Source organism: Pseudarthrobacter cellobiosi, from assembly GCF_023913755.1.
Lineage (GTDB): Bacteria > Actinomycetota > Actinomycetes > Actinomycetales > Micrococcaceae > Arthrobacter > Arthrobacter cellobiosi.
On the sequence record NZ_JAMXBJ010000027.1, the window covers coordinates 1 to 26095 of the forward strand.

At 65.1% G+C, this 26095-nt stretch carries 25 protein-coding genes; 22 read left to right on the plus strand and 3 right to left on the minus strand.

Translation table 11 applies throughout. The features are described 5' to 3' along the window. Positions 1-49: 49 nt before the first annotated feature. Both NG696_RS02260 and NG696_RS02265 read right to left on the minus strand, forming a co-directional pair. On the minus strand, positions 50-1876 hold the full coding sequence (locus NG696_RS02260) for a hypothetical protein (protein ID WP_252573812.1): 1827 nt from the start codon (positions 1874-1876) through the stop codon (positions 50-52). 123 nt (positions 1877-1999) lie between these two features. Continuing rightward, on the minus strand, positions 2000-2674 hold the full coding sequence (locus NG696_RS02265) for an acVLRF1 family peptidyl-tRNA hydrolase (RefSeq protein WP_252565553.1): 675 nt from the start codon (positions 2672-2674) through the stop codon (positions 2000-2002). 61 nt (positions 2675-2735) lie between these two features. Here NG696_RS02265 and NG696_RS02270 point away from each other — a divergent pair, with 61 nt between their 5' ends. The 22 genes from NG696_RS02270 (at position 2736) to NG696_RS02375 (ending at position 24889) form a co-directional block, all read left to right on the plus strand. Beyond that, complete coding sequence (locus NG696_RS02270; protein ID WP_252565551.1) at positions 2736-4136, plus strand: replication-associated recombination protein A; 1401 nt, start codon at positions 2736-2738, stop codon at positions 4134-4136. Positions 4137-4415: 279 nt separating this feature from the next. Next, positions 4416-5042: a 30S ribosomal protein S4 gene (gene rpsD, locus NG696_RS02275; RefSeq protein WP_058932352.1), complete on the plus strand. Its 627-nt coding sequence runs from the start codon at positions 4416-4418 to the stop codon at positions 5040-5042. A gap of 147 nt (positions 5043-5189) precedes the next feature. Further along, entirely contained in the window at positions 5190-5564 is a 375-nt protein-coding gene (locus NG696_RS02280; RefSeq protein ID WP_252565549.1) for a DUF948 domain-containing protein, read from the plus strand. An 18-nt stretch (positions 5565-5582) separates the two neighbouring features. After that, positions 5583-5813, plus strand: coding sequence for a DUF6167 family protein (locus NG696_RS02285; RefSeq protein WP_252565547.1), 231 nt, complete (start codon positions 5583-5585; stop codon positions 5811-5813). A 119-nt stretch (positions 5814-5932) separates the two neighbouring features. Beyond that, the gene (gene alaS, locus NG696_RS02290) at positions 5933-8611 is read left to right on the plus strand and encodes an alanine--tRNA ligase (RefSeq protein WP_252565545.1); all 2679 of its coding nucleotides are present in this window, start codon (positions 5933-5935) and stop codon (positions 8609-8611) included. 7 nt (positions 8612-8618) lie between these two features. Then, positions 8619-9230: a Holliday junction resolvase RuvX gene (gene ruvX, locus NG696_RS02295; protein ID WP_252565543.1), complete on the plus strand. Its 612-nt coding sequence runs from the start codon at positions 8619-8621 to the stop codon at positions 9228-9230. After that, complete coding sequence (mltG, locus tag NG696_RS21165) at positions 9214-10974, plus strand: endolytic transglycosylase MltG (protein WP_252573814.1); 1761 nt, start codon at positions 9214-9216, stop codon at positions 10972-10974. The genes ruvX and mltG overlap by 17 nt, the downstream gene beginning before the upstream one ends. Then, on the plus strand, positions 10971-11831 hold the full coding sequence (locus NG696_RS02305; RefSeq protein ID WP_252565539.1) for a shikimate dehydrogenase: 861 nt from the start codon (positions 10971-10973) through the stop codon (positions 11829-11831). The genes mltG and NG696_RS02305 overlap by 4 nt, the downstream gene beginning before the upstream one ends. Before the next feature lie 26 nt (positions 11832-11857). Further along, positions 11858-13057: a chorismate synthase gene (gene aroC / locus NG696_RS02310; protein ID WP_252565537.1), complete on the plus strand. Its 1200-nt coding sequence runs from the start codon at positions 11858-11860 to the stop codon at positions 13055-13057. 23 nt (positions 13058-13080) lie between these two features. Next, positions 13081-13626, plus strand: a complete 546-nt coding sequence (locus tag NG696_RS02315; RefSeq protein WP_308291928.1) for a shikimate kinase — start codon at positions 13081-13083, stop codon at positions 13624-13626. After that, a complete protein-coding gene (gene aroB / locus NG696_RS02320; protein WP_058932360.1) occupies positions 13623-14714 on the plus strand; it encodes a 3-dehydroquinate synthase in 1092 nt (363 codons plus the stop codon). The genes NG696_RS02315 and aroB overlap by 4 nt, the downstream gene beginning before the upstream one ends. After that, entirely contained in the window at positions 14714-15232 is a 519-nt protein-coding gene (locus NG696_RS02325; RefSeq protein WP_252565534.1) for a tetratricopeptide repeat protein, read from the plus strand. The genes aroB and NG696_RS02325 overlap by 1 nt, the downstream gene beginning before the upstream one ends. Before the next feature lie 178 nt (positions 15233-15410). Beyond that, the gene (efp, locus tag NG696_RS02330; RefSeq protein WP_056340266.1) at positions 15411-15974 is read left to right on the plus strand and encodes an elongation factor P; all 564 of its coding nucleotides are present in this window, start codon (positions 15411-15413) and stop codon (positions 15972-15974) included. Then, positions 15974-16384, plus strand: coding sequence for a transcription antitermination factor NusB (gene nusB, locus NG696_RS02335; RefSeq protein ID WP_056340263.1), 411 nt, complete (start codon positions 15974-15976; stop codon positions 16382-16384). Before efp ends, nusB begins: the two co-directional genes overlap by 1 nt. A gap of 125 nt (positions 16385-16509) precedes the next feature. Further along, on the plus strand, positions 16510-17244 hold the full coding sequence (locus NG696_RS02340; RefSeq protein WP_252565532.1) for a GntR family transcriptional regulator: 735 nt from the start codon (positions 16510-16512) through the stop codon (positions 17242-17244). A gap of 131 nt (positions 17245-17375) precedes the next feature. Next, on the plus strand, positions 17376-18377 hold the full coding sequence (locus tag NG696_RS02345) for a sugar phosphate isomerase/epimerase family protein (RefSeq protein WP_252565530.1): 1002 nt from the start codon (positions 17376-17378) through the stop codon (positions 18375-18377). An 8-nt stretch (positions 18378-18385) separates the two neighbouring features. Continuing rightward, complete coding sequence (locus NG696_RS02350; RefSeq protein WP_252573816.1) at positions 18386-20176, plus strand: dihydroxyacetone kinase family protein; 1791 nt, start codon at positions 18386-18388, stop codon at positions 20174-20176. Then, positions 20173-20655, plus strand: coding sequence for a ribose-5-phosphate isomerase (locus NG696_RS02355; RefSeq protein ID WP_252573818.1), 483 nt, complete (start codon positions 20173-20175; stop codon positions 20653-20655). Before NG696_RS02350 ends, NG696_RS02355 begins: the two co-directional genes overlap by 4 nt. Positions 20656-20657: 2 nt before the next feature. Continuing rightward, positions 20658-21626: a 3-hydroxyacyl-CoA dehydrogenase family protein gene (locus tag NG696_RS02360; protein ID WP_252565524.1), complete on the plus strand. Its 969-nt coding sequence runs from the start codon at positions 20658-20660 to the stop codon at positions 21624-21626. A gap of 11 nt (positions 21627-21637) precedes the next feature. Next, positions 21638-22405, plus strand: a complete 768-nt coding sequence (locus NG696_RS02365) for an SDR family NAD(P)-dependent oxidoreductase (protein WP_252565523.1) — start codon at positions 21638-21640, stop codon at positions 22403-22405. A 156-nt stretch (positions 22406-22561) separates the two neighbouring features. Further along, a complete protein-coding gene (locus NG696_RS02370) occupies positions 22562-23920 on the plus strand; it encodes an MFS transporter (RefSeq protein WP_252573821.1) in 1359 nt (452 codons plus the stop codon). Between the two features lie 9 nt (positions 23921-23929). Then, positions 23930-24889: a triose-phosphate isomerase family protein gene (locus NG696_RS02375; protein ID WP_252565521.1), complete on the plus strand. Its 960-nt coding sequence runs from the start codon at positions 23930-23932 to the stop codon at positions 24887-24889. On the opposite strand, the gene NG696_RS02380 is transcribed toward NG696_RS02375, so the two are convergent. After that, complete coding sequence (locus NG696_RS02380; protein ID WP_252565520.1) at positions 24801-26063, minus strand: PrsW family intramembrane metalloprotease; 1263 nt, start codon at positions 26061-26063, stop codon at positions 24801-24803. The genes NG696_RS02375 and NG696_RS02380 overlap by 89 nt on opposite strands. Between the last annotated feature and the right edge of the window lie 32 nt (positions 26064-26095).

A 26095-nucleotide genomic window follows, 5' to 3' on the forward strand; every position in this document is an offset into this window, starting at 1 on the left:
TGGGTTCTAGACAAGCTCCATTTTCCTTGAAAAGACGGGCATTCTCGGTTTAAACCGCCGTCGGCGCCCCGAGCAACATCGGTGGATCAAGGCTTAGGTGCCCCTCGTGGATGGATCCGCCAGCCAGCACCGTCCGGGCCGGCGTCTCGGCCAGTGAACCGATGTAGCGGCCAGCGGACGGCTTGCCCCGGAGATCGCTTCCCTGGACATGGCTCCACCTGGCGCCGTCCTCGGAAACAGCGATTCCCGCATGGTCGGCATCGTCCGCGCGGAACCATCCGGCTGCGAGGAAGCCGTGGCTGGAGGGCAGCGCCGCTTTCACCGGCGAGTCCCCGTTCTCTGTGCCGGCACCGAATATGTTGCCGGTATACACCGACCATGCTCCGCCTTCGGGCCGTGACCAGATGACCGGCAGTTGGCTGTTCGCGGTGCTGCTGCTGCCCAGCAGCATCAGACCGCCGGTTCCGGCCGCCATGGTGTCCAACGTCTGGTTCTCGTCACTGACCAGGGTGGTGTAGTTGCTGAAGTCCCGTTCGCCCTCCAGCTCCCAGATAGTGGGCTGGGAACCCACCGAGCCGAATGCCAGCGGTTTGCCGCTGCCGCTGCTAAAACCGGTGATATACGGTTCCTGCCCGGCGGCGAGCCAGGGTGCCGCGGTTTCCAGGGCGGCATGCCGTTCGGTGATGGCTCCGCTGGCGTCTATGTGCCAGAGGCGGACCTGGTCGTTTCCATGGTTGGAGTCGGTGCCGGCCACCAGGAAGCCGTCAGCCACTGCTGTCACGTCGGAATAGAGCCGAAGCCAGTCTTCGGCCGGTTCAGGTATCGGCAGTTCGGACCAGGGCTGGCCAGGCCGCTGAAGCAGGACCTTGGGTATGTCGACGCTCAGTTCGCCGATCATCTGTGTGGCGATCGCACCGGCGGAACCGTAGGCCACGATGGACTGCCGGGGGAATTCCTGGTCCTGGCTGCTCCACGCATGGTCAGCGGAGAGTTGCCATCCACCTTCCGGCGTCCAGCTGCCGGACATGCCAAGGGGAAAGTGTTTCGGCACGGAGACTCCAGGCCACGCATGTCCAGTCACCCTGAAATCCGTTCCCGACCAGGCCGCGGTCCAGAGGGCGTTGCCGAGGGGACCCACACCCGAGCTGTCCGGTGTGGCATCCTGCCAACTGCTCCCGCCGTCGGTGGAGGAAAAGGCCCGTGAATATGGTGGACGGCTGGGATCGTTTTCCTGCCCCACGAGAAGCACGGCTGCCGGTCCCACGGCCATGTTCAGGGGATGGAAGGTGCCGTGCGCCGGGGGCAGCCCGGCAGCCGTGCCGTCCCGCCCGGTCCAGGCTGATCCGTCGGTGCTTTGGTAGAGCGTCATAGCCGTGCCGTCGGATTCCTGCTCTGGTGACGTGGCGATGAGCCAGCCCAGATCGGTACCCACCACCGTGTTCAGGCTCGTGGCGGTGGTTTCGAAAATTGGTCCCTGCTGAAGGCTGAAGTCCTTGCCGTTGCTGCTGGTGAAGGCGAAGACCTGCCCGTTTCGGTGCCCTAGCAGGAGCCACTGGCCCTCACGGGCAGTAGGCAAGCTGTACAGCACCATGCCCGGATCTGCCTGGCCATCAAACAACACTGGTTGCCAGGAAACACCGTTGTCCGGTGAGTAGGCAGCTCGGTGACCATCGAAGGCTGCGTTTGCAATGCCCAGCACCGCCAGGACTTCCTGTCCCCGGCTCGTGAGGTCCCGCAGCGAACTGTTGGCGCGCTCTTCGCTGGCCAGCGCGGTGTCGATGCCGCCGATATGGAAGGAGAGCCGGGACTGGTCCAGCCAGCTGCCGTCCGTGCAGCCGGTGCAAGACAGTGTCAGCGCTGCCACAATGGCAGCCATTCTCGTTCTTAGGTTCATGTCTTCCCCCGGCAGCTGATCCGGGCCGCGGCAGCGGCCCCTTGCTGGGGAGTCTAGGCAGGAAGAGTCGGCCGGCGCTTGTCACCGAGGGCCGGTTGTGGATAACTATGCCGGTGAGTCGGCCACCTGTATCCGGACGGCGCAGACATCCGCGGCGGCCTTCCGCAGCACCGAGCCATTGGGATCAGGCACATCCAGGAAGTCCAGCCGCGGGACTGAGGCGTAAACCTTCAGGGCCGGGTGGTCCACGACCAGCCCCGCAAGGGTCCGGTCCCCGCCGGGCGCCAGGTACTCGATCGGCTGGCCGCCAAAGACCACGGCTGCGTGCGCCGCCACCTTCTCCACCAGCTCATCAGCCTGATTGGCCCGGCGGCGCGCGAACCGCTGCTGGGACTGGCCACCGGCCGCCGTGCGGGACTGCACGTAGCGGGACCCCGCCTTGGACGCGAGCAGGATGCCTTCCCGGGCCACGGCCACCGCATAGCCGCCGCGCCGCACAAGCACCAGGCCAGCCGTCCGGGGCTGGGCGGCCACTGACGCCAAACGTTCCAAGGGATCGGCGCCCCGTCCAGGCCGTCCGTCCGGCGGCCACGGAGCCTGAAGCAGCGCAGTGGTGCCGTCGGCCGCCAGCAGCCGCACGCCGTCGTCGTTATCGCTGATCCGGAAGCCGCCGTGCGAGGCACCGAAGCGATCCGCCCAGCCAGCCAGGCGTTCGCCGGACACAAACGCGGTCCTGACGGACCCCGGCCGGCTGGCGCCGGGGGTACTGCGTGCGCTCATGGCGGGATTCCTTGCATGGAGGGCGGAAGTGGGGCAGTGAACTAATGAGTAGCCTATCTATGTGGATGATCTCTTCGCCCAAGGGCATGGCAATGACGACGACGACACTGACGAACCGTCGTCGTCCGGCCGTACCGCCGCGCCCCGCAGTCCGTTGGCCGTGCGGATGCGGCCACGCACCCTGGATGACGTGGTGGGCCAGCAGCACCTGCTGGGGCAGGGATCGCCGTTGCGGCAACTGGCCGCCGGCACCGACGCCCTGGGTCCCGCAGGGCCCAGCTCGCTGATCCTCTGGGGACCGCCCGGTACCGGGAAAACCACGCTGGCGCACGTGATCGCCAAGGGCAAGGGGCGGAAGTTCGTGGAGCTGTCCGCCATCACCGCAGGCGTCAAGGACGTCCGGCGGGTTATGGACGAAGCCCTGACGGCGCGGGACCTGTACAAAACCACCACCGTGCTTTTCCTCGACGAGATCCACCGCTTCAACAAGGCCCAGCAGGATGCCCTGCTGCCCGGCGTCGAAAACCGCTGGGTGGTGCTCGTAGCAGCAACCACCGAGAACCCGTCCTTTTCGGTGGTCTCGCCACTGCTGTCCCGCTCCCTCCTGCTCACCCTGAAACCGCTGACGGAGGCGGACATTGAAGGGCTGCTGCAGCGCGCCGTGGCGGACGAACGCGGCCTGAACGGGAAAGTGGAGCTCTCCGCCGAGGCCCTGGCGCACCTCGTCCGGCTCGCGGGCGGCGACGCCCGGCGAGCCCTGACGGCCCTCGAAGCCGCAGCAGGCGTGGCCTTCGGCGATGCGGACGATGCCGCTTCCGACTCGCTGGTCACCGTGGAACTCAAGCACACCGAACGCGCCCTGGATGTGGCCGCCGTGCGCTACGACCGCGCCGGGGACCAGCACTACGACGTCGCCAGCGCATTCATCAAATCGGTCCGCGGCTCCGACGTCGACGCCGCACTGCACTACCTGGCCAGAATGCTGGAGGCAGGGGAGGACCCGAGGTTCATTGCCCGGCGCATCGTGATTTCCGCGGCGGAAGACGTGGGAATGGCGGACCCCACAGCGCTGCAGACGGCGGTCGCCGCCGCCCAGGCAGTCCAGCTGATCGGCATGCCCGAGGGGCGGATCGTCCTGGCCGAGGCCGTGGTGCATCTGGCCACCGCGCCGAAATCCAATGCCGCGTACATGGGAATCAACAAGGCCGTCGCGGATGTCCGTGCCGGCCTGGGCAACGGGATCCCGGCGCACCTGCGTGACGCGCACTACCCCGGCTCCAAGCAGCTGGGCCACGGGCTCGGCTACAAATACGCCCACGATGCCCCCCATTCCGTGGCCAGCCAGCAGTACCCGCCGGATGATCTGGTGGGTCGGGACTACTACGAGCCCACCGCCAACGGCGCGGAACGGGACATCGCCGTGCGCCTCGAACGCCTGCGCAAGATCATCCGCGGCAACTGACCGGCCTTGGCGGTGGAGTGGACCCGGGGAAGTGATGCCACGGGAGTGACGGCGGGCGAGCGCGGCCGGAGCGGCCGGCGGAGTGTGGGAGTGCAGCCGAATCCTGCTAAGATTGTTCGTTGTCTGGCAAGGCGCGGACGCAATCTCCCCATCCTTCAGTATTTTCTGCTGTTTCGTTGGGGTAGCCCTGTGCCCAGTAGCAAAAGGCAGCGGTTGGCCGATGCTCTCCATTATGGAGGCCAGTAACACTGACACACCGCAGATATTGAAAGGACACAAGTGGCTAACAACACTCGTGCTCGCCGTACAGCACGCCTCTCGCGTGCACTCGGCATTGCTCTGACCCCCAAGGCCGCCAAGTACATGGAGCGCCGTCCGTACGGCCCCGGTGAGCATGGCCGTGCCCGCAAGAAGCAGGACTCCGACTACGCCGTACGTCTGCGCGAAAAGCAGCGTCTGCGCGCCCAGTACGGCATCCGCGAAGCCCAGATGACCCGCGCCTTCGAAGAAGCCCGCCGCACCAAGGGCCTGACCGGTGAAAACCTGATCGAACTGCTCGAAATGCGTCTCGACGCCCTCGTGCTGCGTGCCGGCTTCGCCCGCACCATCGCCCAGGCCCGCCAGCTTGTTGTGCACCGCCACATCATGGTTGACGGCATCCGCGTTGACCGCCCGTCCTTCCGCGTCAGCGAAGGCCAGCTTGTCCACGTCCACACCCGCAGCGAAACCATGGTTCCGCTCCAGGTTGCAGCAGCCGGCGCACACCGCGACGTCCTGCCCCAGGTTCCGGCCTACCTGGACGTCAAGCTTGACGCCCTGCAGGCCCGCCTGGTCCGTCGCCCGAAGCGCTCCGAGGTTCCCGTAACCTGCGAAGAGCAGCTCGTCGTCGAATTCTACGCACGCTAAATCCCAGCAGCGTATCCAAAGAAGCCCGTGGCAAGCGCCACGGGCTTCTTTGTATGTAAGGTACTTGGGGGACATCTGCGGAACGCATCAAGGCAGCGTGCGCGCGGAGGTAAAAGATCCACGTCAGTTTCAAGGAGATGAACGTCTATGTCTGGTGGCGATATTGCCGGCCTGATCGCAGCCGGGGTGTTCGCGCTCCTGGTGCTGCTGCTCGCCGTGCCCATCCTGAAGCTCGGCAGTGTGCTGGAGGAAATTCGGACCTCCATCCGCTCCCTCAGCGATGGCGCCACGCCTCTGATGGACGAAGTCACCGCGACTGTGTCCACCACCAACCAGCAGCTGAAGAAAGTGGATGGCATCACCTCCAACGTTTCGGATGCGTCGGCAAACCTTTCGGCGCTGTCATCACTCGTAGCAGCGACAGTCGGTTCACCGCTGATCAAGGTGGCGGCCTTCAGTTACGGCGTGCGCTCAGCACTGGCCAACCGCAAGAAGCCCGCCCCCGGCCGCCGCAGCCGCTAAGCCACCGGAGAAACTGAAATGAAACGATTTGTCTGGATGGGAATCGGCGTGGCCATCGGAGTCATCGCGTTCCGTAAGGTCACCGAAGCCCAGTCCAACCTGGGGCCCGAGGGCCTGAACCGCGCGGTGGGCCGGCTGGCTGACGGCGTATACGACTTCGCCGACGCCGTGCGTTCAGGAATGCATGAGCGCGAGACCGACCTTCGGGCCGCCCTCGGGGTCGACTCCCAGGACGTAGCCCGCCGCTGAACGCGCGGGAAAAACGCGCGAGAATTAAACCAGCAGCCGCCGCTTGCCGGCACTGCCGTCTGAATCAATAAGTCATGCGTGGCATAACGCGTGAACCGAGAAGGGTATGTAATCAGCTCATGAAGTCGCAGGAGATCACAAAGCGCTGGGTGGACTTTTTTGTCAGCAAAGGACACACAGCAGTTCCCTCCGCCTCGCTGGTCTCCAGCGACCCCTCCCTCCTGTTCACCGTGGCCGGCATGGTCCCGTTCATCCCTTACCTGACTGCCCGCGAAGAGGCCCCTTTCGCTCGGGCCACCAGCGTTCAAAAATGCATCCGCACCGGTGACATCGAGGAGGTGGGCAAGACCGCCCGCCACGGCACCTTCTTCCAGATGTGCGGCAACTTCTCCTTCGGTGATTACTTCAAGGAAGACGCCATCAAGTACGCCTGGGAGCTGCTTACCAAGAGCGTGGACGACGGCGGCTACGGCCTTCCGCCGGAACTGCTGTGGGTGACGGTCTACGAAGAGGATGACGAAGCCAAGGAGCTGTGGCTCACAAACACCGGCGTCCCGTCCGAGCGCATCCAGCGCATGGGCAAAGCCGACAACTACTGGCACACCGGCCAGCCGGGCCCCGCAGGCCCCTGCTCGGAGATCTACTACGACCGGGGCCCTGCCTACGGCGTCGAGGGCGGACCCATCGCCGACGAAAACCGCTACGTTGAAATCTGGAACCTGGTGTTTATGCAGTACCAGATCGACAACGTCCGCTCCAAGGACGACTTCGACGTCGTCGGCGAGCTGCCCAAAAAGAACATCGATACCGGCCTCGGCATGGAGCGCCTCGCGATGATCCTGCAGGGCGTCGAGAACATGTACGAGACCGACCAGGTCCGGCCTGTGATCGACAAGGCTGCCGAGCTGTCGGGCCGGGAGTACACCTCGGCCGAAACACCCGAGGACCCGCACCACACGGACGACGTCCGCATGCGCGTTGTCGGTGACCACATCCGCTCAGCCCTCATGCTGATCGCCGACGGCGTGACCCCGTCCAACGAGGGCCGCGGCTACGTCCTACGCCGCCTGATCCGCCGTGCCGTGCGTTCCATGCGCCTGCTCGGCGTCGAAAAGGCCTGCCTGCCGGACCTGCTCCCCGCCTCACGCGATGCCATGAAGGGCGTCTACCCCATCGTGGCGACGGACTTTGACCGCATCAGCCGGATCGCCTACGCCGAAGAGCGGGCCTTCCTGCGCACCATCGCTTCAGGTACCGCCCGCCTCGAAGACGCTGTAACGGAGTCCAAGGCCGCCGGCACGCCGCTGTCCGGGGCAGATGCCTTCGCCCTGCACGACACCTACGGCTTCCCGATCGACCTCACCCTGGAGATGGCAGAGGAAGCCGGGCTCAAGGTCGATGAGCCGGAATTCCGCCGACTGATGCTCGAGCAGCGCCAGCGTGCCCAGGCGGACGCCAAGGGCAAGAAGGGCGGCCACGCCGATCTCAGCGCCTTCCAGGAACTGCTGGCGCAGGGCGAGACTGTCTTCACCGGTTACACCGAGCTGGATGGTGAGTCCCGGGTCCGGGGCATCCTCAGCCGCGGACAGAACGTGGGGCACGCCGCCACCGGCGACGAGATTGAACTCGTCCTGGCGGAGACCCCGTTTTACGCTGAGGCAGGCGGCCAGTCGGCTGACACCGGCCTCATTACCGGTGATGGATTCGTCGTCGAAGTCCTTGACGTCCAACGCCCCATCAAGGGACTGAGTGTTCACAAGGCAATCGTCCGCGAAGGGGAGATCGGCTCCGACTCACTGGTCCGCGCAGCCGTGGACCGCGAGCGGCGCCACGCCGCCGAGCAGGCCCACACCGGCACGCACATCGTCCATGCCGCGCTGCACCAGATCCTCGGCCCCGAAGCCACCCAGCGTGGTTCCTACAACAAGGCCGGCTACCTGCGCTTCGACTTCGCCTGGGGCGAAGGCCTCAGCACCGCCACGCGTTCGGAAATCGAGGAAGTCTCCAACCTCGCCATCCGCAACAACTTCCGCGTGGACACGAAGGTCATGGGCCTGGCAGAGGCCAAGGCGCTGGGCGCCATGGCGCTCTTCGGCGAAAACTACGGCAGCGAAGTCCGTGTTGTGGAGATCGACGGCGCGTGGTCCCGGGAACTCTGCGGCGGCACGCACGTAGCAAACACGTCGCTGATCGGCAGCCTGTCGCTGCTCGGCGAGCAGTCAGTCGGTTCAGGAAACCGCCGTGTGGAGGCGTTCGTGGGCATGGATGCTTTCCGCCACCTGGCCGCCGAGCGTGCCCTGGTGACTGAACTGACCGAGATGCTCAAAGTGCCTTCGGGTCAGCTCGCCGACAGAATCGCCAGCACGCTGAACAAGCTCAAGGCCACGGAGAAGGAACTCGACCGCCTGCGCAAGGAACAGATCGCCGCGGCGGCCGGAAACCTCGTGGGCACAGCCCGGGACGCAGCCGGCGTCCAGGTCATTGCACACGACGCCGGCCAGATCGGCGGCGCTGACGACATCCGCAACCTTGCCCTCGACCTGCGCAACCGACTCGGTTCGGCAGCATCCACCGTGGCAGTAGCCGGTGTCAGCAATGACCGGCCCATGATTCTCGTGGCCACCAACGAGGCAGCCCGGGAAGCCGGCGTGAAGGCCGGCGCACTGGTCCGGCTCGCGGCCGGAATCCTCGGCGGCGGCGGCGGCGGCAAGGACGACGTCGCCCAGGGTGGCGGCACGGACACCGCCAAGGTCGCACCGGCGCTGGCCGCCGTTGTGGACGCCATCTCCCGGCGCTAGGGAACCCGTGACAGAATCCGCTGGCGTCGCCGTCTACCCCCAGGGCATCAAACTGGGTGTAGACGTCGGCACCGTCCGCGTGGGCGTGGCCATCTGCGACCGGGACGAAATCCTGGCCACTCCGCACAAGACCCTGGACCGCAACGTCAAGAAGAATTCCGACGTGCGTGTCATCGCGTCCCTCGCTGTGGAACTGGGCGCCGTCCAGGTCTTCGTGGGGCTGCCACGCACTATGAAGGGCGAGGAGCACGCCTCTGCCAGGATGGCCACCGACTACGCCGAACTGCTGGTCGCGGAGTTCGTTGCCCGGGGAATGGATGTTCCGGTAAACCTCGTGGACGAGCGTCTGAGCAGTGTTACGGCGCACCGTAACCTGCACGAAGCTGGCATGAGCAGCCGGAACCACCGTAAAGTGGTGGATCAGGTCGCGGCGGCAGGCATCCTCCAGCACGCCATCGACATGCAAAAAGCCAGGGGAACGGACGTTGGCAGCCGCGTGACTGCGCCGCCCCGTACTCGGCCATCCGGAGCAGGTTCGGCAGTTCAGCCGGGGCATGCGGCCCCGGAAGGCACGACTCGATCTCAGAACACGGAAGGCTACAGTGAGCCCGTCCAATAACGACGACGCCTCAGGCGCCACGAGCAACGATGGCGCCAGGCCGCTGACCCGAAAAGAGCTCCGCGCCCTGGAGAAGCACACGGGAAGCAGCGATGTGGTTCCCGAGCAGGCCTACGAAACGGGGCAGGATGCGCCCGCACCTGCCACGGCTCCTGTTCCCGAAGCTGCACCCGCTCCGGCGCCTGCCCCCGTTCCGGTCCGGGCGCCCGAACCTGTTCAGGCGCCTGAACCGGATCCGGAGCCGGCTGTTCCCACAGTCCCGGAAACGCCGCCTTCCATCCAGGACGCCGGTCCGGCCGCAGCCCACCAGCCGGATGACGCCCAGGTTCAGGAATACCAACCCGAAGAGCAGCACTTTTATGAAGCGCACGACGCCGGGCACCACCACCCTGACGAAGCGCTCCATGAAGCCGGGCACCACTATCCGGACGAAGAACACCATGATGCAGGCCACCATGATGATCGCCATGCCGATGACCACTACCCTGATGATCACCATGCCGATGACCACTACCCTGATGATCACCATGCCGATGACCACTACCCTGATGATCACCATGCCGATGACCACTACCCTGATGATCACCANGATGATCACCATGCCGATGACCACTACCCTGATGATCACCACCCCGACACCGGCCTGTTCGCCGGCCCAGCCGCGGTTTCCGTAGTGGCGAAGCCCTCCAAGAAGGTGCGGCGCCGGCGCCGCCTCCTGGCCCTGTTCCTGACCCTTGTGGTCTTCGTGGCAGCGATCGCCGTGGGCGCGCAGTTCCTGAAGCCCCTGCTTGGAAACGACAAAGCGGCCGACTACCCCGGCCCCGGCACGGGCGAAGTCATAGTTTCGGTCCAGCCAGGTGAAGGTACGCGCTCTGTGGCCACCAAACTGGAAAGCGGGAAAGTCGTGGCCAACGCTGACACTTTCCTGCAGGCATTTGCTTCTTCCGGCGGAACGCTGTCGCCGGGGGACTACACGTTCATGATGGAAATGAAGAACTCCGACGCCGTCAGCGTCCTTCTCGGCACCGACAAGAGCAAGGTCATCTACTTCGCATTGAGTGCCGGTCTCAGGGTCGGCGAGTCGCTTCAGGCCATATCCGAGGGCTCCGGTGTATCGCTGCAGCAACTGAAGGAGCTCAGCAACGCTCCCGCACAGTTTGGGCTCCCAGCCAACGCCAAGAACCTTGAGGGCTACCTCGCTCCGGGGGAGTACCGCTTCCCGCTCGGCACACCGGCCAAGGACATCCTCCAGTCACTGGTCAAGGGAACCACCGACGAACTGGTGGCACAGGGCATCACCGATCCGGCGAAGCAGTATGAAGCCGTGATCGTGGCGAGCATTGTGCAGGCCGAAGGCGGCCAGGCTGAGTACGGCGATGTTGCAGGAGCCATCTACAACCGCCTCAAGCCGAATGACCAGACCTCCGGTTACCTGCAGGTCGATTCGGCCGTGACGTACGGGCTGGGCACCAAGAGCTTCAACTTCACCGATGAAGAGCGCCAGGACAAGTCCAACCTCTACAACACCTACGCCAACCCCGGCCTACCGCCGGGCCCCATCGGCTCCCCGGGCAAGACCGCTATCGACGCTGCGGCGAAGCCCAAAACCAACGACTACCTCTACTGGGTAACCATCAACCTGGACACGAAAGAGACAAAGTTCTCTAAGACGCTCGACGAGCACAACGTCTACGTCAACCAGTACAACACCTGGTGCCAGGCCAACGTGGGCCGCTGCACATGAGTCTCCGGGCCGCCGTCCTGGGCCATCCGATCAGCCACTCCAAATCCCCGGCCCTGCACCTGGCGGCCTACCGCAAACTCGGGATGGACATCGACTACACGGCCCTGGACCTGACCGAGCAGGCTCTGCCCGCGTTTATGGAACAGGTCAGGACACAGCAGGGCTGGCGTGGTCTCTCAGTCACCATGCCCCTGAAATCAGGCATGGTTGCCGAAGTGGACGAAGTCCGCGGCGTGGCACGGACACTGGGCGTGGTCAACACCGTCGCCTTCGAGGAAAACCTCGGCTCCGTCAGGCGTATCGGCTACAACACCGACGTCGCCGGCATCGTCAACGCTGTCCTTAACGCCGGAGTGGCGGCCAGCCCCGCCGCCGTGGTGCTGGGCGGAGGCGGTACAGCCGCAGCCGCAGTGGCCGCGCTGAAGGATCTGGGCACGCAGCACGCCCAGGTGTTCGTCCGGGACATCTCCCGGGCCGACGAAGCACGCGCCGCCGCGGCCGGAGTAGGCCTTTCCATCGTCGTCCGGCCGCTGACCGAAGCCGCCGTTCCGACCGCAAGTGCCGACGTCGTAATTTCCACGCTCCCGCCGCGCGCAGCGGACGGGCTGGCGGCGGAGATCGCCGCGTTGGGGACCGGAACACCCGGTGTCCTCCTGGACGTGGCCTATGATCCGTGGCCCAGCCAGATTGCGTCGGCGTGGCAGTCCGGCGGCGGTGCGGTGGTGCCCGGACTCGAAATGTTGATGTACCAGGCGGTGGAACAGGTACGCCTGTTCACCGGCCGCGGTGACGACGTTAATGCAGCTGTCATAGATGTGATGTGCGACTCAGTCGGCCTTCCCCGACGGGCGTTCTGACCGCCATACGTGGCAGGATGGAAATTATGTTGCGTTGGTTGACTGCCGGTGAATCCCATGGTCCGGCCCTGATGGGAATTATTGAAGGCGTCCCCGCCGGTGTTGAACTCACCAGCGGGCAGATCGCCGATTCATTGGCACGCCGCCGTCTTGGCTACGGCCGGGGCGCACGGATGAAGTTCGAGCAGGACGTCGTGACCATTCTCGGCGGCGTCCGCCACGGCCTGACCCAGGGCGGTCCTGTGGCCGTCCAAGTCGCCAACACCGAATGGCCCAAGTGGGAGCAGATCATGTCTGCCGATCCCGTGGATCCGGAAATCCTGGCGGACCAGGCCCGCAACGCACCGCTGACCCGGCCCCGTCCGGGACACGCAGACTTCACCGGGATGCAGAAGTACGGATTCTCCGAGGCCCGCCCTGTCCTGGAACGCGCCAGCGCCCGGGAGACCGCCACACGGGTTGCCATGGGCACCGTGGCGTCCCAGTTCCTCAAAGCGCTCGGCATCGAACTGGTCAGCCACACAGTCTCCATTGCCAGCGTGACCGTACCGGAGGGCCGTCCGCTGCCCGTTCCGGCCAACGTGATTGCGCTCGACGCCGATCCTTTGCGCTGCTTTGACCGTGAGACCTCTGACGCCATGGTGGCCGAGGTTGACGCTGCTCACAAGGAAGGCGAAACCCTGGGCGGTGTGGTGGAGGTACTCGCGTACGGACTGCCGCCGGGACTGGGCAGCTATGTCCACTGGGACCGCAGGCTTGATTCGCGCCTCGCCGCCGCCCTGATGGGCATCCAGGCCATCAAGGGCGTGGAGGTCGGCGACGGTTTCCTGACAGCTGCGCGCCGCGGCTCCGCTGCCCACGACGAAATCGTCAAGGACGCGGACGGCAAGATCATCCGGACCAGCAACCGGGCCGGCGGCATCGAAGGCGGCATGAGCATCGGCGACGTCCTGCGCGTACGTGCGGCCATGAAACCCATCGCCACGGTGCCCCGCGCCCTGCGCACAGTTGACGTCAGCACGGGAGAGCCTGCCAAGGCGCACCACCAGCGCTCCGACGTCTGTGCCGTGCCGGCTGCCGGCGTGGTGGCTGAGGCGATGGTGGCGCTGGTCCTGGCGGAAGCCGTCACCGAAAAGTTCGGCGGTGACTCCGTGGCGGAGACCGCCCGCAACATCAAGGGTTACCTGGACAACATTCCGGCATCCCTGGACTCGATCGGCCACTAGTGCCCGGGAGCCGTAAGGCCGGTGTGCCTGGCAACCGGCCCATTGTCCTCATCGGACCCATGGCGGTGGGAAAGTCCGCGATCGGCCACGAGCTGGCCAAGCTGCTGGACGTGCCGTTTGTCGACACGGATAATCTGATCGTGGACGCCCATGGCAGTATCGCTTCCATTTTTGCCGGCCGCGGCGAGCACGCGTTCCGGGAGATTGAGGCCCGGACGGTGGCCAGCGCGGTGGAGCATGCAGAAGGCTCGGCCAGCGTGATTTCCCTGGGCGGCGGTGCAGTGCTGGATTCCGGCACGCAGCAGCTTCTGGGCCGCTGCACTGTGGTGTACCTCGAATGCGATGAGGAAACCGTGGCCGTCCGCATTGCCCGGAACTCGGGCCGGCCGCTGCTTGCCGGCGATGCCATGGCCCGATGGTCCGCCCTCTTTGTCACCAGGAAACCCGTTTACGAACGGCTGGCCGACCTCGTGGTGGATGTCCGCCATGGCTCGGTCAGCGAGCTGGGACACCGGCTCGAAGTTGCGCTGCGTGACTACGCGGCCGCCAAACAGGAAGTTGAAAATTGAGCGTTGATTCAACAGTCATCAAGGTCACCGGCGAATCCGCTGGGCAGAATTACGACGTCGTAGTTGGCCGCGGTCTGCTGGGGAACCTTCCGGCGTTGCTGGGGGAGCGGGTGCGGCGTGTCCTGGTCATCCATCCCCGTGCGTTGCGGCTCACGGGTGATACTGTCCGCGACGAGCTGGCTGCAGCGGGTTTCACCTCGCTGACCGCGGAAATCCCGGACGCTGAAGAGGGAAAACACATCCAGGTCGCCGCTTTCTGTTGGCAGGTCCTGGGCCAGAACGATTTCACGCGCTCCGACGCCATCGTGGCAGTGGGCGGCGGGGCCGTCACCGACCTGGCCGGTTTTGTGGCGGCCACCTGGCTCCGCGGCGTGAAGGTCATCCACATGCCTACCAGCCTGCTGGGCATGGTGGATGCTTCCGTGGGTGGAAAGACCGGCATTAATACGGCTGAGGGCAAGAACCTGGTGGGCTCCTTCCACCCGCCGGCCGGAGTGCTGGTGGACCTGGATACCCTTAACACGTTGCCCAGGAATGAAATCATTTCCGGCATGGCAGAAGTTATCAAGTGCGGCTTCATCGCAGATCCGGCCATCCTTGACCTGGTTGAAAAGGACCCGGCGGCGGCCACCGACCCCGGATCGGACGCCCTGCGCGAACTCATTGAACGCGCCATTGCGGTCAAGGCCAAAGTGGTCTCGGAAGACCTCAAGGAATCCGGGCTGCGCGAAATCCTGAACTACGGCCACACCCTGGCCCACGCCATTGAACTGGTGGAGCGGTACTCCTGGCGCCACGGCGCGGCAGTATCGGTGGGCATGATGTTCGCCGCTGAACTTGCCCGCAGCGTTGGCCGGCTCAGCGACGCCGACGCCGACCGCCACCGCAGCATCCTGGAAACACTGGGACTCCCGGTCACGTACCGGCGGGACCGTTGGCAGGGGCTGCTGGACGGCATGCGGCGGGACAAGAAATCACGCGGGGACCTCCTGCGTTTTGTGGTCCTGGACGGCATCGCCAAGCCGGGCATCCTGGATGTCCCGGACACATCCCTGCTCTTCGCGGCCTACCAGGAAATCGCCTCCTGATGCAGGGCGACGTGGCGGGCACCAGCGACTGGCCCGAGGCTGGCTTCCCCGGAATCCGGATCAACCCGGTCTCCCTGCTGCCGGAGATTGTCAACGAGGACGCCTGCCGCGCGGCCCTGGCGGCGTCCACGGACCCGTCAGACCAGATCTTCGTCCTGATCGTGGAAGGGCACGCTGCGGAGGCGGCCGAACTGCTCGCGGAGGCCCGCTTCAAGGACCCTGAGTCTTTCCGGCTCCGCACGTTCGAGGCCGAGGTGCTGCGCGTCTCACACCGCACCGACCGCGCCCTTGATTTGTTCAGGCAGTTGCTCGCGGAGTTCCAAGGCACTGACCGTGAAGCCCTGGTCCTGCAACACCTGGGCAAGACTCAATACGCCGCCGGACACACGTCCGCCGCGGTGGAAGCCTTTGCCCGTGCACTGGATCTGCGGGTCGCGCAATCGGCTGATGCCGCACAGATCTACTCGTCCACCGTGGCGCTACAGCGGGCCCGCGACGTCCTGGATCTCGCCTGCTGACACGCCTGTCACGTTCCGGGGTGGGCGGCCGGTAAAGCCCGGACGCAGGCCGCCCGGGTTTTACCGGTAGAATGGTTCTTGGATTTTTGATAAACACGCGCTGGCGGGCCGTTCGGCATGCCTGGCCGGCATAGAACGTCTGACAACTGACCAGACAGATAGAAACCAGAGGATACCAGTGGCAACCACTAACGACATCAAGAACGGAACGGTCCTGAAGCTTGAGGGCCAGCTCTGGAACATCATTGAATTCCAGCACGTCAAGCCCGGCAAAGGTGGCGCGTTTGTGCGGACCAAGATGCGGAACGTGATGTCCGGCAAAGTTGTAGACAAGACGTTCAACGCCGGCCTTAAGATCGAGACCGCCACGGTTGACCGCCGCGACTACCAGTACCTGTACCAGGACGGCGCCGACTTCGTGTTTATGGACACCTCGGACTTCGACCAGCTCACCGTCTCCGGCGCCACTGTTGGCGACGCCACCAACTTCATGCTGGAGAACCAGATGGTGAACATCGCCATCCACGAAGGCAACCCGCTCTACATCGAACTTCCTCCCAGCGTTGTCCTGGAGATCACCTACACCGAGCCTGGCCTGCAGGGCGACCGCTCCTCGGCCGGCACCAAGCCCGCAACGCTGGAAACCGGCTACGAGATCCAGGTTCCGTTGTTCGTCGAGAACAACACCAAGGTCAAGGTCGATACTCGCGACGGCAGCTACCTCGGCCGGGTCAGCGAGTAGTGAGCGCACGCGGTAAGGCCCGTAACAGGGCGCTGGATGTCCTCTTCGAAGCTGAGCAGCGCTCGGTTTCCGCCTTCGATGTACTCAGGTCCCGGCGCGAACTGACAGACCAGATCGTGAACCCGTACACCTTGGAAATCGTGGAAGGCGTCGTCTCACAGCAGACCGCCATCGACGAATTCCTCGAGACCTATTCCCAGGGCTGGACCCTGGAACGTATGCCTTCGGTGGACCGGATCATCCTGCGGATCGGCACCTGGGAACTGCTGTACAACGACGACGTTCCCGACGGTGTCGCGGTCAGTGAGGCAGTGGCACTGTCCAAGACGCTCTCAACGGATGAATCGCCGTCGTTCATTAACGGCCTCCTCGGCCGGCTGCAGCAGCTGAAGCCCTCCCTCTTGGCCTGAGCTGTTACGGCGCGGGCAAAGAGCCCGCGCAGAGCGTCATGAAGAGCCCCGGCCAGGTCCACCTGGCCGGGGCACTTTGCGTCCCGGAAACGATCGCTGACCGGCGCTTCCTATAGGATCTGACTATGCAAAACGCGTCCCCAGGCCCCCGCGCCGGCAGCAGCACAGATGACCAGACCGGCCCCCGCAGGACCGGCCGCGCGGTCAGCCGCGAGGTGCTGGCGGACCACGTTTATGCGGAGCTCCTGGCCTCCCTCATGGATGGCCGGCTGGCGCCCGGCGCCGTGGTCAGCATTGACGGGACGGCCCGCGAACTGGACGTTTCTCCCACTCCGGTCCGCGAGGCCCTTGCACGGCTTGAGCACACCGGAATGGTCCGCAGGGTGGCGCTGAAAGGCTACCGCGTGGCTCCCGTTTTTACGCAAGAGGATTTTGCGGAGCTGATGGAGGCGCGGTTGGCAATCGAGCCCGTCAACGCCCGGCTGGCCTGTGAACGCATCAACCAGCACGGCCTGGCCGAGCTCGGGAAGGCCGTCGAGGACTTGAAATCCGCACCGCGGGGACCTTCGTTTGCCGAGTTCAAGGACTACCTCGAAGCGGACGAGAGGTTCCACCAGCTGATTGCGCGGCAAACGGGCAATCAGTTTATGGAGGCCGCCTACTCAGCCCTTGGGGGACAGGTCCAACGGTTCCGGCTTTTTGGCGGCGTGGGCATTACGGACGCCGAGCACGCCATCGCGGAACACCAGGCAGTCCTGGATGCCGTTACCACCGGGGATCCGGACAAAGCAGCGGCAGCCATGGCGGACCACATCCGCAAGGTCCGTTCCCGGGCCATTGCCGACGCCCCGGAAAGCTAAACCCGGCCCCATCCAGGTAGCGCTCCAGAGCCCTATCTAGTTTGGGAGGACCCAGCCAGGATGTGATCTTGACAACTCTTTTTTGATAGTAGATCCTATAGGAAAGAGGATACGAAGAGGAGTAAAGCACCGTGGCTTACACAGCTGAGAATTGGCCCATCACCGCGGCACTGCTGCAGTTTCCGGGAACTGATGCCAAGGGCACACAGATCAATGACGCCGACGCGTCCAGTTGGGCGGAAGTCCTGACCGAGGTCAAGGAAGCCGGCTTCACCAACGCTGACCTGACCGACAGCTGGGTCCGCCCCGGCGATCTGAGCAACGAGCGGCTCGCCGAGTTCAAGCAGACCGCAGAGATTGTGGGCATCGGGATCCCGGTCATTTCCGCCATCCGCCGCAGCGTGATCCACCAGACGGACTGGGCAGACAACCTCGCCTACAGCCACCGGACCATCGACGCAGCCGCCGAGCTCGGCTGCGAAGTAGTTTCCTTCGGACTGCACCAAGCCATTACTCCGGAGCAGCAGAAGCAGCTGTGGTTCTGGACCGTTGAGGGCTACAAGGACCCGGTGGGGGACAAGGAAGTGTGGGGCAAGGCAGTCTCCCGCATCCGTGAGCTGGGCAAGCACGCAGCAGACGCCGGCGTCCTGCTCTCCCTGGAGATGTACGAGGATACCTACCTCGGCACGGCAGACTCCTCGGTACAGCTGGTGCAGGACATCGGCCTGGCCAATGTTGGGCTCAACCCGGACCTCGGCAACCTGATCCGGCTGCACCGGCCCATCGAGGACTGGCGCGAAATGGTAGCCAAGACCATGCCGTACTCGAACTACTGGCACATGAAGAACTACATCCGGGACGAGGACGTGGCGCGGGACAGCTACATCACCATGCCCGCCCCGATGGAGAGCGGCCTCATCAACTACCGCGAAGCCTTCAAGGTTGCACTCGCCGCCGGCTACCAGGGCATCATCTGCGCCGAGCACTACGGCGGGGACGGCCTGAGCGTTACGGCACGCAACCAGGAGTACCTCCGCCGCCATGTCCTGCCGAAGCGGGACGGCTACGCCCTGGGCCAGAGCCAGGTGTCCCAGGGGCGGCAACAGCCCGCCGCGGAACTGGCAGGAGTCTAGGAAGAGCCATGACGCAGATCTTTGACAATCCCGCTGATTTCGCGGATGAGGCGCTGGACGGCTTCATCGCTGCCAACCGCGCATACGTTGCCCGCGTTGACGGCGGTGTGGTCCGCTCGACTGAGGTGCCCGCCGGCCAGGTTGCACTGGTCGTCGGCGGCGGCTCCGGCCACTACCCGGCCTTCGCCGGTCTGGTTGGGCCGGGGCTGGCAACAGCCTCCGCCTGCGGCAACATGTTCGCTTCACCGGCCGCCGGGCAGATTTACCGCGTGGCCAAAGAGGCAAACGCCGGCGGGGGAGTGCTGCTGAGCTACGGCAACTACGCGGGCGACGTCCTTCACTTCGGCCAGGCGCAGCTGCGCCTGAACGCCGAAGGCATCGAGACCCGCACCGTCACCGTCACGGACGACATCGCCAGTGCACCACCGGACCAGATCGGAAAGCGCCGCGGCATTGCCGGCGACCTCACGGTTTTCAAGATTGCCGGCGCCGCCGCCGAGGCAGGTCTGGGCCTGGACGAGGTGGAACGGCTCGCCATCAAGGCCAATGACCGCACGCGTTCCCTGGGCGTGGCCTTCGACGGCTGCACGCTGCCCGGCGCCGGCGAACCGCTCTTCCACGTGCCCGTAGGCCAGATGTCCCTGGGCCTGGGCATCCACGGGGAACCGGGCATCTCGGAACATCCCATGCCCACGGCGTCCGAACTCGCCGAACTGTTGGTCTCGCGCCTCCTCGCGGACACCCCGGATCGCCGCGGAAGCCGCGTGGTGGCCATCGTCAACGGACTGGGGACCGTCAAGTACGATGAACTCTTCCTCCTGTTCGGCAAGATCGAGAAACTCCTCGTCAACGCCGGACTGACAGTGGTGGAACCGGAATGCGGCGAGTTGGTCACGAGCCTGGACATGTCCGGACTTTCCCTCACGCTGCTCTGGCTGGACGAGGAACTCGAACGCTACTGGGCCGCCCCTGCAGACTCACCGGCCTACCGCAAGGGCAACCTTGCAAAGCGTGCCCGCCGCGACGCTGTACAGCAGGAAGACCTTGAGGCAGCCGAGGCGGAATCACCGTCACTGGCTTCCGCTGACCTGGGCCAGCTGGCAGCCGCCGTGCTCGCCCAGGTTCGGGACGTCGTCGTCGAGCACGAAGAGGAACTGGGCAACCTGGACGCCATTGCCGGCGACGGCGACCACGGCATCGGCATGCGCCGCGGCGTGGAAGCCGCAGTCGACGCCGCCGCGCAGGCCGCAGCGGCCGGAGCTTCGGTAGGGCGGGTGCTTGAAGCAGCCGGCGAAGCCTGGAGCGAACGAGCCGGCGGCACCTCAGGCGCACTGTGGGGATCCGCGGTCATCGCTTCAGGACTGGCCCTGGGCAACCGGGAAACCTACACCGACGAGGACGCGGTTGCCGCCGTGACCGCATTCGTGGGTGCCATTACAGAGCTCGGCAAGGCCGAGCCGGGCGACAAGACCATGGTGGACGCGCTCCTGCCCTTCCGGGAGGCTCTTCTCCGGGAGTTCGACGGCGGCACCTCCCTCGCAGGGTCTCTCACCGCAGCCGCAGTCGCTGCCCGGGCGGCGGCCGCGAAGACAGCGGAACTGCGCCCGCTCAAGGGCCGCGCCCGTCCGCTGGCCGAAAAGAGCCTCGGGCACCCCGACCCCGGCGCGGTCTCCTTTGGACTGATCGCCGAACGGATTGCCGCATACTTCCACGCCGGGCCCGCGGACCCAGGCTTCACGCAATCAGGGCTGGCCCATTCTGAACTGGCCTCCGCGGCTGGAAAAGGAGCAACGACATGAATACCCACGCAGGGTGGCGCATCGTCATCGGCAACGATGAGGCCGGCGTTGAATACAAGGAAGCACTGAAAGCGCTGCTTACGGCAGACAGCCGCGTTGCCTCTGTGCTGGACATCGGTGTTGGGGCCAACGATGCCACCGCCTACCCGCACGTCGCGGTCAATGCCGCCCGTAAGGTGGCCGACGGCGACGCCGACCGTGCACTCCTCATCTGCGGAACGGGACTGGGCGTGGCCATCGCAGCCAACAAGGTCCCCGGAATCCGGGCCGTGACGGCCCACGACAGCTATTCCGTGGAGCGCTCCGTCCTCAGCAACAACGCCCAGGTCCTCACCCTGGGCCAGCGGGTCATCGGCCTGGAACTCGCCAAGAAGCTCGTGGGCGAGTGGCTCAAGTACCGCTTTGATGAAAGTTCAGCGTCCGCCGACAAGGTCGACGCCATCTGCTCCTATGAGCCCGAATACACGAAGGCAGTCTGATCATGACCACAACACCTAACAGCGCACGCAAGATCGCCGTCGTCGGATCGGGCTACATGGGCGGCGGTATCGCCCAGGTCCTGGCACTGGGCGGAGCCCGCGTTGCCCTGGCCGATGTCTCCGCCGAGGTGGCGCAGAAGAACTATGACCGTCTGCTGGCCGAATCGGACCAGTTCGTGGCCGACGGACTGTTCCCCGAGGGTTCAACCGCCATCCTCAAGCAGAATCTGTGGGCCGCCAACGACATCGAGGAAGCCGTGGCGGATGCCGACTTCATCGAAGAAGCCGTGCCCGAAGTCATCGCCATCAAGCACCAGACGCTGGCCCGGATCAGCGCCGCCGCCCGGCCGGACGCCATCATCGGTTCCAACACGTCAACCATCTCCATCGCGGAGCTGTCCGAGCCGGTCGCCAACTCGGAGCGGTTCCTGGGCGTGCACTTCTCGAACCCGTCCCCGTTCATCCCTGGCGTGGAAATCATCCCGCATGCCGGTACGTCGGCGGCCACCATCGGCGCCGTCCGGGACCTGGTCCATGCCGCCAACAAGCAGACCGCGGTGGTCAAGGACGTCACAGGATTCGTCCTGAACCGCCTGCAGTACGCCCTCTTCCACGAGGCCGCGCAGCTCGTGGAGCAGGGAATCGCTACCGCTGAGGACGTGGACACCCTGGTCCGCACCACCTTCGGCTTCCGCCTGCCGTTCTTCGGTCCGTTCGCCATCGCAGACATGGCCGGACTGGACGTCTACAACTTCTGCTACAACTCCCTGCAGACCGAATTCCCGGAACGCTTCGCCACGCCCAAGATCCTGAGTGACCTAGTGGAAGCAGGCAAACTCGGCACCAAGACCGGCGCGGGCTTCCTCAACGTCCCGGCCGAACGCACCCCGGAACTCATCGCCTACCGGAACAGGGCCTACGTGGCCATGCAGAAGCTCATCGACGGGCTCGGCCCGGCCCCCATCAACTAAGGAGCATTTCCATGACCACTTTCCCCACTGAACGCACCGCAATCATCACCGGCGCCGTCTCCGAACGCGGTATCGGCCGTGCCACGGCCGGATACCTTGCCGCCCAGGGCTGGAACATCGGCATCATCGACCTGGATGACGCCCAGTCCCAGGCCACCGCCAAGGAAATCGCCGCCCAGTACGGCGTGAAGGCCCACGGCGTCGGCGCCAACATCGGCGACGAAGCCTCCGTCCGCGCAGCCATCGACTCGATCGAAGCAGAGCTGCCACAGGTCGTCGCACTGGCCAATGTGGCCGGCGTCAGCTCGCCTGTTCCGTATCTTGAACTGGACGCCGCTGAATGGGACCGCGTCATGAGCATCAACCTCAACGGTGTCCATTACGCCACCCGCCGCGTCGCCGAATCCATGGCGAAGAACCGGATCGGACGCATCGTGAACATCTCTTCCGTCTCCGCGCAACGCGGCGGCGGCACCTTCTCCAAAACGCCGTACTCCGCGGCCAAGGCAGGGGTCATCGGCCTGACCCGCGCCACCGCCCGCGAACTGGGGGAGTATGACATCACGGTCAACGCCATTTCCCCTGGCCCCGTCGACACGGACATCATGGGCGGCACCCTCAGCCAGGAACGCAAAGACGAACTCACCAAGGACCTCGTGGTCAACCGCGTCGGTTCCACCCGCGACATCGCAGCAGCCATCGCCTTCCTCATCAGCGAGGACGCCGGATACATCTCCGGCCAGACGCTGAACGTGGATGGCGGACTCTACATGCACTAGGAAGGACCACCATGGGCTCCTGGACCAAGGAACGCAGAATCTACATGGCCGTGGGCGTGTTCGCCTGCCTGGTCGGCGCAATACTCATCGCCTTCTCGCTCTAATCGCTCCACCTTCCACTGATTTGCTCACCTACTTACTCAACGAGGAGTTTGAATGACTGTCACCACTGGAACAAACGCCACCAAGGAGTTACTGGATTCACCGGTCCTCAAATCGGCGATCTCCAAAGCCTCCTTCCGGCTGATGCCGATGCTCGTCATCCTGTACGTCGTGGCATTCCTGGACCGCACCAACGTGGGCTTCGCCGAGGCAGCACTGGAAGTGGACAGAGGCATCACCGCCGGCGCATATGCCCTCGGCGCCGGAATCTTCTTCATCGGCTACGCCTTGTTCGAGATCCCTTCCAACCTGCTGCTGACCAAGTTCGGTGCCAAGGTGTGGCTGGCCCGCATCGCCATCACGTGGGGCATCGTCTCCGCCTGCTTCGCCTTCGTCCAGGGCGAGACGTCCTTCATCATCCTGCGCTTCCTGCTGGGCGTCACCGAGGCCGGCCTGTTCCCGGGCGTCATCATGTTCCTGGCCGCCTGGTTCCCCAACAAGGTCCGCGTCAAGATGTTCGCCATCTTCTACCTGGCCCAGCCGTTCTCCCAGATGATGGGCGCCCCGCTGTCGGGGTGGCTCATCAACATCGGCGACCAGGTTCCCGGCGTTGCCGGCTGGCAAGTCATGTTCTTCGTTGAAGGCATGCTGGCGGTACTCGCCGGTATTGCGGCGTACTTCTTCCTCATCAACTCCCCGCAGGACGCGAAATTCCTGGACAAGGACGAGAAAAAGGCGCTTCTGGACGTTATGGCCCTCGAGGACGGGGTCAAGGAAAAGGACGGCCCCCGCGGAGTCCTCGCCGCCATGAAGAACCGCAAGGTCTGGTACTTCACCGCCATCTACTTCTGCCTCCAGATTGCCGTCTACGGCGTGACGTTCTACCTGCCGCAGCAGGTGGCACAGCTCACCGGGCAGAAGGTGGGCATCGAAGTCGGCCTGCTGGCGGCCATCCCATGGTTCTTCGGCATCTTCGCGTGCTACTTCATCGGCAAGGCTGCCAACACCATCGTCCGCCGCCGCATTTGGGGCACGGGCCTGTTTATCTCCACCGGCCTGTGCATCTTCGGCTCCGCCTGGGCGGGCTCCAACCACCTCCCGGCGCTGGGCATCATCTTCATCACCCTCGCGGTGTGCAGCTTCCTCTCGATCGGTCCCATCGCATGGTCCTACCCGACGGCGTTCCTCACCGGAACGGCGGCCGCTGCGGGCATCGGCTTGATTAACTCGCTGGGTAACCTGGGCGGCTTCGTGGCCCCCATCCTGCGGACCACGGTCAACCAGGTCACCGCATCGGACACCGGCACCATGGGCGTGTACGCCCTCGGCGGGCTTCCGTTCGTGGCGGCCATCATGATGTACGCCACCAAGAGGTTCCGCAACAAGGCCGACGATCTGCTCGACAACAAGTGACCGGACACCATGACTGAATGGAGCAGCGCTGACCAGAGCGGCACCCCGGAGATCCTCTACATCGGCGTCAGCACCAAGATGTACATGGGATACCGGGACTGCCTGGACTGGCTCGCCCGCATACGGCATGAAGTGGACTCCCGTCCGGCCCTTGCGGCCGGGCGTGTGGTCCCGTTTGTGATCCCTTCCTTCCCGGTTCTTCCGGCCGCCGGCAGCGTCATCTCAGGATCACCGCTTCTGCTGGGGGCCCAGAACTGCGGCTGGGCGGACGGCCCGTGGACAGGTGAGGTGTCGCCGTCGCTTCTGGCCGAGCTTGGGGTAAGCCTCGTGGAGATCGGCCACGCCGAACGGCGGCGGCACTTCGGCGAGGATAACACCATGATCGCCCGGAAAGTCAGGGCAGCCGACGACGCCGGCATTACCCCGCTGCTGTGCGTGGGCGAGGAAACACGCGATGAAAAAACCGGGACCGGAGCCAGCGGAGCGGCTGCATTTGTCCATCAGCAGATCGACGAGGCGGTCGGCGGTGACTGGGCCCTGGCATCCCGGCTCATGATCGCCTACGAACCGGTCTGGGCCATTGGCGCAGCGGAGCCCGCCGACGCAGGCTGCGTCGCCGCCGTCGTGCGTTCACTGCGGACGCTGCTGGCTGCCCATTCGCACGAGGCCGGCGACGCGTTGGGGGAGCTGCCGGTCATCTATGGCGGGTCGGCCAGGCCAGGGCTGCTGCCCGCGCTCGACGGCGTCTCCGGGCTTTTCCTGGGCCGTTTCGCCCACGATGCGGAGAACTTCGGCAAAGTCCTCGATGAGGCACTGTCAATGACGGCTTTGCCGGAAGCTCTCCGGGGAACGTGGCAGGAGGAACCGAACAGCGCCCACGTCAGCCCGCGACGGCGGCGCGCAACGACAGAATCCGCTGAAGTTGCTGCTGTTCCTCCATCTGGTGCAGCCGGACGTCGCGGCCGCTGAGGATGCGCTGCCGGATGAAGGCGAGCTGGGTGGCAGAGTGCAGGAACGCCTTCATCTGCGGGCGGCGGTTATAGCCGGCCGCCCACTGCAGGGCGGTCCGCCGGCCGCGCGGGGTGGCCAGCAGTTCCACCTCGGCGGGGCTGAACCAGCCAGCCGCGGAATATTCCATCAGCCGTTGGCGCGTGAGCCGGTTTTCAGCGACGCGGAGGAGGATGATGCCCACAATAGCCAGCACAAAGATGGGCACCTGGATCAGGATGTACTCGGCCAGGAACCCCGCGCCCATGCTGTTCCACCGGTTATGCAGCAGCATCGCCGGGATCAGTCCGATGACAAAGGCCAGCACCGAGGCCCCGGGGTGCCAGCGGCGGGCAGCGAAACCCATGATGAGGCCGGTGGTTCCCGTGAAAATGGCATGGGCGAAGGGTGACATCGCGCCGCGGAGGAGGAAGATCTGGGCCAGGTCCGTTCCCGGGTTGGCGGATTCGGCGATGGCCCGTCCAAAGTAGAGGATGTTTTCGGTGAACGCGAAGCCGCCGGCGATGGTGAAGGCGAAGACTATGCCGTCCACCGGACCGTCGAAGTGTTTGCGCGCCAGCAGCAGGATCAGCAGCAGGCCCAGGGACTTCGCGAACTCCTCCACCACGGGCGCCTGGACGGTGGCCATAAACGTCTGGAAGTCCGCCACATCGCTGAACTGGAAGGTCAGGGCAAAGAGCGGCTGGATGAGCAGTGTGACGGCGATGGACACGGCCGCGCCCCAGGTGAATGCGAAGAGCAGGAGCCGCTTTGGTTCCGGTTCCCACCGGTCGATCAGGTAGACGGCAAGGAGCACCGCGGACAGCGGGATCAGCGACACCACAAAGCCCACCAGGAAGCCGCCCACGCCGGTGTTGGCCAGCAGGAAGGGCACCACCAGGAACAGGCTCAGGAACACAAGGGCGGCGCCGCCCACCGTGAGGGCCAGGAGGCCTGCGGGCCGCCTGCCTGCCAGGGTTGCCGGCGGAGGCCCCAGCGGCGGCAGCTGAGCTGCGTTGATTCCGGGCGCGGGACGGTAGTACTCCGGCTCAACCCGGCCCATCCAGCTGGGGTTGGCCTGCGTGGGGAAGGAATCCGGTGGCCCGGCCGGCCCGCTGGCCGGGCCGGAACCCGGCTGATGAGGGTGCATGGACATACTGGAAGCCTATGATGCCCCGCCCGATGTGG